The organism is Kitasatospora sp. NPDC057198, from assembly GCF_042670125.1.
GTDB lineage: Bacteria > Actinomycetota > Actinomycetes > Streptomycetales > Streptomycetaceae > Kitasatospora.
In genome coordinates, this window is sequence record NZ_JBHUWH010000417.1 from 1 (window position 1) to 6883 (window position 6883).

The 6883-nt window shown below is 70.4% G+C and carries 3 protein-coding genes; all 3 read right to left on the reverse strand.

Annotation, left to right across the window (positions count from 1 at the left end; translation table 11 throughout):
* Positions 1–35 precede the first annotated feature (35 nt).
* On the reverse strand, positions 36–4337 hold the full coding sequence (locus ACFUEL_RS31850; RefSeq protein ID WP_380240399.1) for a discoidin domain-containing protein: 4302 nt from the start codon (positions 4335–4337) through the stop codon (positions 36–38).
* Positions 4338–4538: 201 nt separating this feature from the next.
* A complete protein-coding gene (locus ACFUEL_RS31855; RefSeq protein WP_380240401.1) occupies positions 4539–5552 on the reverse strand; it encodes a LacI family DNA-binding transcriptional regulator in 1014 nt (337 codons plus the stop codon).
* A 102-nt stretch (positions 5553–5654) separates the two neighbouring features.
* A complete protein-coding gene (gene adhP, locus ACFUEL_RS31860) occupies positions 5655–6668 on the reverse strand; it encodes an alcohol dehydrogenase AdhP (RefSeq protein ID WP_380240403.1) in 1014 nt (337 codons plus the stop codon).
* Between the last annotated feature and the right edge of the window lie 215 nt (positions 6669–6883).

Sequence of the window (6883 nt, forward strand, 5' to 3'; positions counted from 1 at the left end):
CGCCTCGGGCGCCCGCCCTCTCCTCGTGCGGGGTGCTACGGGTTGACGGTGATGTGCATCGTCGAGGTGGTGTTCTGGATGTCCTTGTAGTTGTTGCTCAGCGTGAGGTGGTTGAAGGTGACGTCACCGACCGCCGGGCCCTGGCCCGCCTCCGGCATCTCGTTGGCCCAGATGCCGTAGCCGGACTTGGCGTCGAAGGCGTCGCCGCTCTTCTGCGCCCCGGTGATCGAGACGTTGGTGAAGACGGTGTCCTTGATCGGGTTCTGCGGCTGGCCGCCCGAGTAGTTGGTCTGGAACATGATGCCGCTGTAGGTCGGGTCGACGATGTCGACGTCGCTGACCCGGATGCCCTGGAACACCTTGGAGGCGGAGAACACCCAGATCGCCGGGAAGACCTGCTGGCCCCAGAAGTGGCCGCCGGCCCGCACGAGCGAGATGTTCTGCAGGTTGGTGGTGGGCGAGGCCCCGAAGCCGTTCATCGGGTAGCCGAAGTCCAGCGAGGAGATGGTGATGCCCGAGTAGCAGAGGGTGTCCGCGATGTAGATGTTGCGGAAGGTGTTGGCGTAGCCGCCGTACACCGCGACGCCCGCCGCGCGCCAGGTCAGGATCGACGTGAGGTTCTGGAACACGTTGTTCTTCTCGTCCGCGCCGCCCGCGTCGATCGCGGAGAACAGCGCGAAGGAGTCGTCACCGGTGGCCCGCGCCTCGTTGTTGGAGACCAGGTTGTCGGTCGAGCCGTTGGTCATGTTGATGCCGTCGGCGAAGGTGTCCCGGATCCGCGAGTTGGTGATCGTCATGAAGTCCGTGTTGGCACCCCAGTACATGCAGACCATGTGCTCGGTCCAGATGTTGTCGATCGTGATGTTCGCGACGTTGGCGAAGTCGAACACCTTGCCGGGGCCGTCGATCCGCGAGGTGTAGTTGCCGAAGTAGGCGAACCCGCTGAAGGTCGAGCCGTTGGCGGTGGACTCGGCCCGGAAGCCGACGTCGGTGTTGGACTGGCCGGCCGGGGCGTAGAACCGGGTGAACCAGGGGCCCGCGCCGACGACCTTCACCGGCTTGCCGTAGACCTGGAACTTGTTGGCGGTCTGGTAGTCGCCGGCCGGGAGGTAGACGCCGACCAGGGTGCCGGTGGTGTCCATCCGGACCTTGTCCAGGGCCGCCTGCACGTCGCCCTGCGCGAAGCCGGTCGGGACCACGTACTTGGCCGGGTCCGGGTTGGCGACCTGGGTGGCCTGCTCCAGGCTGACGAAGTCGATCGCGTACTGCGAGGTGTTCGCCGAGTCCTTCTGCAGCTTGATCTTGTGACCGGCCGGGACGGTGGTGCCCAGCAGGACGTTGGCCTCGTCGTAGATGTGCCGCGGGCTGCCGGCGCTCGGGGTGTTGCCCGGGGCGGTCTCCGAGCCGTACAGCCAGGCGTACTTGGAGGTCAGGTCGATCGCCTTGAGGAAGGTGCCGTCCACGTAGACGTTCAGGGTGGCGTTGGTGCCGTCGCCGCCCGCCGCGTCCGGGATGGAGAACCGGGTGACCAGGGTGTTGGTCGCGGCCTTGGTGGTGAACTCCACCGAGGAGCCGGTGGTGTTCAGCGTGACGGCCTTGCGGCCGGACGCCTCGCCCGCCACGTCGCCGATGGTCCGGTTGGGGCCGACCACCTGGGCGCCGCCGCCGAGGACGCCGTCCTCGGCCTCGTAGTTGTCGAACGGCATGTTGGCGCCGCGGCCGACGTACAGCGACTGGGTGCTGGTGTTGTTGGCCTGCTTGACCGGCAGCTCGTTGCCGTCGTTGGCGACGACCGTCTTGACGGTGTAGCGGCCGTTGGCGGCGGTCCAGCTGCCCAGCGAGACCGGGCTGCTGGTGGCGCCGGGGGCGAGCGTGCCGCTGTACGCGCCGGTCAGGGTCTTCAGCACGGTGCCGGTGGTGGCGTCCGCGACGGTGACCGTGATGCCGTGGCTGCCGGAGGCGCTGGCCACCGTGCCCTGGTTCTTGACCGCGACGGTGAAGTTCACCGCGCTGCCGTCGGCGGGGTTGGAGGGCGACCAGGTCGACGGGGCGGCGACCAGGTCGGAGGAGGCGACCTGGTTGACGGTGAGCGCGCTCGCGGCGGTGAACGAGTTGTTGGTCTCGTCCTGCTCGATGACCTTGTTGTCCTCGTCGACCTTCGCGGTCAGCTGGTAGCTGCCCGCGTTCTGCGCCGGGATCTGCGCGGTCACGGTGGTGGAGGCACCGGCCGCGAGGGCGCCGACGTTGGCCGAGCCGACCTTGGTGGCGCCGAGGTAGAAGTTGACCGAGGTGGCACCGGAGGGGTTGGTGCCGGAGTTCCTCACCACCGCCGACAGGGTCGGGCTGTCGGTCTCCACCGGGGCGGCCGGGTTGCTGCTCACCGAGGTGACGGTCAGGTCCGGGTTGGGGGCCGGGACGCCGATCACCTGGAACTCGGCGGCCTGGGCGCCGCTGGAGCCGGAGTTGGCGGTGAACTTCAGCTGCACGTCGGCGACGGTGGCGGAGACCGGGATGGTGACGGTGTTGCCGCTCGCCGGGTCGAAGCTGTAGCTCTGCGCCGGGACGAGCGTGCTGAAGCCGCTCGCGCTCTGCTCGCGGCCGTCCACCTCGATGGTCTGGGTGCGGGCGCCCCACGCCGAGGCCGGGTTGAGCTTGACGACCACCGCGCTGGTGGTGGCATTCGCGCCCAGCTTCACCGCGAGGGTGCTCGGGTAGCTGCCCGCCGCGCCCTCCCAGTAGGTGGCGGTGTCGTTGTCGTTGGCGTTGGTCGCCACGAAGGTGAAGGTCGACGAGGAGGCCGAGATCGGCTTGCCCGCCGCCAGGTTGGTGCCGGTGCCGCCGCCGCTGCCGGTGCGCACCACGGTGTTGGAGGCCGCGGAGGTGTTGCCCGCCGCGTCCTTCGCCTTCACGTAGTACGAGACGGTCGCGGTGTCCGGCTGGCTGTCGGTGTACGTCAGGGTGCTGCCGTTCACGCTGCCGCGCAGCGCGCCGTTGGCGTACACGTCGTAGCCGGTGACACCGGTGTTGTCGCTGGACGCCCCCCAGGTCAGCTTGACCTGCCCGGCCGCGGGCGAGCTGTAGGCCAGGTTGGCCGGGGCGCTGGGCGCCTGGGTGTCGCCGGACTGGCCGGTGCGGGTGACGGTGTTGGAGGCCGCGGACTGGTTGCCCGCCGCGTCCTTCGCCTTCACGTAGTACGACACCGTCTCGCCGTCGGAGCGGCTGTCGGTGTACGTCAGGGTGCTGCCGGACACCGAGGTGAGCAGCGCGCCGTTGGCGTACACGTCGTAGCCGGTGACGCCGGTGTTGTCGCTCGCCGCGCCCCAGGTCAGCTTGATCTGGCCGGCGGCGGGCGAGGTGTAGGCCAGGTTGGCCGGGGCGGTGGGGGCCTGGGTGTCGCCGGAGGTCGGGCCGTACGCCTCGAACTCGGAGAGCTGGCCGGCCGGCCAGGCGGTGTTGCCGGTGAAGGTCAGCCGCAGGTAGCGGGTGGTGGTGGTCGCCAGGTTGACGGTCACCGTGTTGCCGGCCGCCGGGTCGAAGACGTAGCCGGCGGAGGCCACCAGGTCGGTGAAGTTGCTGCCGTCGGTGGAGCCCTGGACCTTGAGCGTCTCGGTCCGCTTCTCCCAGCCGGCGGGCAGCTTCAGCACCAGCTTGTTGACCGGGACGGCGGAGCCCAGGTCGCCCTGGACCCACTGCGGGAAGGCGTTGTTGGCGCTCTCCCAGTAGCTGGCCTGGTTGCCGTCGCCGACGTTGCCCGCCGCGTAGTTCTGCGAGGTGCCGCTGGCGGTGAAGGCCCGCCCGGCCAGCAGGTTCGCCGAGGCCGAGGTGGCGCCGTAGACCTCGAGTTCGGAGATCTGGGCGGCCTGCCAGCCGGTGTTGGCGGTGATGTTGACCCGCACGTAGCGGGCGCTGGTGGCTCCGAAGGAGATCGTCACCTTGTCGCCGGAGGCCGGGTCGAAGGTGTAGTTCGCCGAGGAGGTGATGGTGGAGAAGTTGCTGCCGTCGGTGGAGCCGAGCACGCTGAGCGTCTCGGTCCGGGCGCCCCAGGAGCCGGGGACCTTCAGCACCACCGTGTCGACGGAGGCCGCCGAGCCCAGGTCCACCTGGACCCACTGCGCGGAGGAGATGCCGTTGGACTCCCAGTAGCTGTCCTGGTTGCCGTCGTTGACGTTGCCGGCCCCGAACGTGCCGTTGGTGCTGGAGGCGGTGACGGTCTTGCCGAGCGCCAGGTTGGGCCCTCCGGCCGCCAGTGCCGCCGGGAGGAGGGGCCCGGCGAGCAGGAGCATTCCCAGCGTGGCCGACGACGCCGTCAGCCTCGCGGTTATGCGCTTCGATCTCATGACGTCCCTTCACAAGGTCGAGAAGATGACAATCTTCTGTCCATCTTTTGCGTGATGGCAGCCAAGAGTTACAGCGGCGCTACGAGCATGTCAACGGATCGAGGCGAGTGTGCGCATACGAAAAGCGGGCGGGCACCGAAGTGCCCGCCCGCTCGGCGGTCTCGTCGCGGCCCCCGCCGGGGGCCTGCTACCCGCTGCCGGTCAGCTCCGTGCGCGGGCCGGCGCGGTCGATCCGCGCACCACCAGCTCCGGTTCGAACAGCAGCTCGTCGTGGGTGACCCGGACCCCGGCGATCTCGCCGACCAGCAGGTCCACCACCGCGCGGCCCATCGCCTCGATCGGCTGCCGGACGGTGGTCAGCGGCGGGTCGGTGCACATCATGAACGAGGAGTCGTCGTAGCCGACCACCGACACGTCGTCCGGCACCGCGAGCCCGGCCCGGCGCACCGCGCGGACCGCGCCCAGCGCCAGCGGGTCGCTCGCGCAGACCACGCCGGTGACACCCTGGCGCAGCAGCCGGGTGGTGGCCGCCTGGCCGCCCTCCAGGCTGAACAGCGCCCGCTCCACGTGCTCGTCCGGCAGGTCGAGGCCGAGCTTGGCCACCACCGCGCGCGCCGCGGTCAGCTTGCGCTGCGAGGGCATGTGGTCCAGCGGGCCCAGCACCAGGCCGATCCTGGTGTGCCCGAGCTGCCGCAGGTGGCCGAACGCCTGCTCGATCGCCACCGCGTCGTCGCAGGACACCCGGGGGAAGTCCAGGTGCTCGATCGCCGCGTTCAGCAGCACGGTGGGCAGGCTGCGCTCGGCGAGCCGCTGGTAGTGGTCGTGCGGGGCGTCCCCCTGGGCGTACAGGCCGCCGAAGAAGACCACGCCGGAGACGTGCTGCTCGAGCAGCAGGTCGACGTAGTCGGCCTCGGAGACCCCGCCCGCGGTCTGGGTGCACAGCACCGGCGTGAAGCCCTGGCCGGCCAGCGCGCCGCCCACCGCCTCGGCGAACGCCGGGAAGATCGGGTTGCCCAGCTCCGGCAGGACCAGCCCGATCAGCCGGGCCCGCTCCCCGCGCAACTGGGTGGGCCGCTCGTAACCGAGCACGTCGAGGGCGGTGAGCACGGCCGCCCTGGTCGCTTCGGAGACACCGGGCTTCTCGTTCAGCACCCGGCTGACGGTCGCCTCGCTGACCCCGACCTTCTTCGCCACCTCGGCAAGTCGTCGTGTCATGTGCCGAGTGTACGACAGAAAACGCAAGCCGCTTGCGTGGATTTGCAGAAGAGGACGGAGCCGGTCGGTTCCGTCCTCTCCGCGCGACCGCCGCTTGCGGCGTCAGCGCATGTCGAACACCAGCCGGGCCGAGACCTTGCCGGCCAGCACCTCCTCGAAGCAGGCGTTCACGTCCTCGAGCCTGCGGGTCTCCCGGATCACCTTCGTCCGGCCCAGCTGGTGCAGCCGGAACACCTCCGCGAGGTCCTCCCGGGTGCCGACGATCGAGCCGATCACCTTCGTCCCGTTCAGCACCGTGTCGAACACCGGCAGGGTCAGCTCGCCCCCGGCGGGCAGCGCGACCAGGACGAGCGTGCCGCCGCGGCGCAGCGAGTCGTAGGCGGCCCGGAAGGAGGCGTTGGAGACGGCCAGCGAGACCGCCGCGTCCGCGCCGCCGAGCCTGCCCACCTCGTGCGCGACGTCCTGGGTGCGGGCGTCGATCACGTGGTCGGCGCCGAGCTCCTTCGCCAGCTTCAGCTTGTCGTCGGTGATGTCGACGGCGACGGTCTCGGCGCCGAAGATCCGCGCGTACTGCAGCGCCAGGTGGCCCAGGCCGCCGATGCCGGAGATCAGCACCCGGGTGCCCGGCCGGGCGCCGGAGAGCTTGACCGCCTTGTACGTGGTGACGCCCGCGCAGGACAGCGGGGCGGCGTCCATCGGGTCGACGCCGTCCGGCACCGGGACGACGTAGTCGCCGTGCGCCAGCGCGTACTGGGCGTAGGCGCCGTCCACCGAGTAGCCGGAGTTGTGCTGGGCCGGGCAGAGCGTCTCCCAGCCGGTCACGCAGTAGTCGCACCGGCCGCAGGCGTCGGCCAGCCACGGGATCGCCACCCGCTCGCCGACCTGGACGTGCCGGACGTCCGCCCCGGCCGCCTCCACGATGCCGACGCCCTCGTGGCCGGGCACGAACGGCGGGGACGGCTTGACCGGCCAGTCGCCGTGCGCGGCGTGGATGTCGGTGTGGCACAGGCCGGAGCACTCGATCCGCACCAGCACCTGGTGCGGCTGCGGGGCCGGGACCTCGCGCTCCTCGATCTCCAGCGGCTTGGTGAAGTCCCGGACGACGGCTGCCTTCATGTCCTTCTCTCCTCGCGGGCTGAGCGGCACTGACAAAAGGGGTGAATCCCCCGAAACAGCCTGCTGGTTCCGTGTTCGGATCGCGAACGGACGCGCCGTGGGGGCGGCCCGGACCGGCTCCGGCCGGGCCGTCGGCCGACGCCACTACGCTTGGGCACCTCACCCGGCCCACGGGGGCATTCAATGCCCGTAGGCTGGGCAGTAAGGGACCACGG

Excerpts from the sequence above, each read along its gene's own strand:
- ACFUEL_RS31850 (WP_380240399.1), bottom strand. The coding sequence starts at position 4,337 with ATGAGATCGAAGCGCATAACCGCGAGGCTGACGGCGTCGTCGGCCACG.
- ACFUEL_RS31855 (WP_380240401.1), bottom strand. The coding sequence starts at position 5,552 with ATGACACGACGACTTGCCGAGGTGGCGAAGAAGGTCGGGGTCAGCGAG.
- adhP (WP_380240403.1), bottom strand. The coding sequence starts at position 6,668 with ATGAAGGCAGCCGTCGTCCGGGACTTCACCAAGCCGCTGGAGATCGAG.